The following is a 1,296-nucleotide window of genomic DNA, read 5'->3' as shown; positions in this document are numbered from 1 at the left end:
GCACCGCCCCCACCACCCGCGGCATCCCGAACCGTTCCTTGAAGAAGACCGCCCCGATCGCCGCCCCCACGATGATCGAGGACTCCCGCAGCGCCGCGATCGGCGCCATCGCCCCCCGCGTCTGCGCCCACAGCACCAGCCCGTACGCCGCCACCGACAGGCCCGCGCCGAGCAGCCCCAGCCCCGCGTGCGGCCGCAGCACCGTGAGCGTCCGCCCGCGCAGCCGGTACACGGCGTACAGCGGAACACCGAGTCCGCCCAGCGCCATCAGGTACGCGGTGTACCCGGGCGCCGAGCCCGCCGCCCGTACGCCCAGCCCGTCGACCACGGTGTACGCCGCGATGGCGAGACCCGTCGCGAACGCCGCGCCGATCGCCGCCCGGTCCGGCCGCTTCCCCCGCAGCCCCCACAGGGCGACGGCGGTCAGGCCCAGGCAGGACACGGCCACGCCCGCCATCGCCCAGCCGTCCGGGACCTCGTCGGCGAGGACGGCCGCCAGCACCGTCACCACCAGGGGCGCGGTGCCCCGGGCGATCGGGTAGGCCTGGCCGAAGTCGCCCAGCTCGAACGAGCGCATCAGCAGCGCGTAGTAGACGACGTGCAGGACGCCGGAACCCAGCAGGTAGGGCCAGGCCCCGGCCGCCGGGACGGGCACGAGGGGCATCGCGGCGACGCCGATCAGCGCCCCGCCCCCGGCGATCAGGGTGAAGCCGGTCAGCTTGTCGGTGATCTTGTGGGCCAGCGCGTTCCACGAGGCGTGCGCGACGGCGGCCAGCACCACCGCCGCCACGACCAGAGGCGTCACGCGCCCGCCCCGGCGGCCCGCTCGCGGACGTCGACGACCGTCGCGCCGGCCAGCGCGACCAGGTCCCCGGGGGCGACGGGGAAGACGCTGTGCGGCGTGCCCGCCGCGGCCCACACCACCCGGTGGTCCAGCAGCGACCGGTCGGCGAGTACCCGGGTCCGCGTCAGGTGCCCGAACGGCGGCACACCCCCGATGGCGTAACCGGTGGCCTGACGCACGACCGCGGCCGGGGCCCGCGTCACCTCCTTCGCGTCCAGCTCCCGCCGCACCGCCTCCACGTCGACCCGCCCGGCCCCGTCCATGAGGACGAGGACCGGCTCGGAGTCGGCGGCGAAGATCAGCGACTTGCAGATCTGGGAGAGCTCGCAGCCGACCGCCGCAGCCGCCTCCGCCGCGGTCCGCACCGCGTCCGGGTAGCGGCGGACGCCCCTCAGCAGCGCCTCCAGCCCTTGTTCCCGCAGCGCGGCCGCGAACCGGGGGTGGGCGGCGTC

At 76.5% G+C, this 1,296-nt stretch carries 2 protein-coding genes; both read right to left on the bottom strand.

Going from position 1 to position 1,296, the window contains the following annotated elements; translation table 11 throughout:
* The coding region (locus ACOV8S_RS30875) for an EamA family transporter (protein ID WP_448321793.1) at nt 1–805 on the bottom strand (805 nt) is incomplete at its 3' end.
* Nucleotides 802–1,296: YbaK/EbsC family protein (locus ACOV8S_RS30870; RefSeq protein WP_448321792.1), on the bottom strand; the 495-nt coding region annotated here is incomplete at its 5' end. The genes ACOV8S_RS30870 and ACOV8S_RS30875, both read right to left, overlap by 4 nt.

Source organism: Streptomyces sp. CO7 (assembly GCF_053474865.1).
This window is presented reverse-complemented; position numbering and strand designations above follow the sequence as displayed.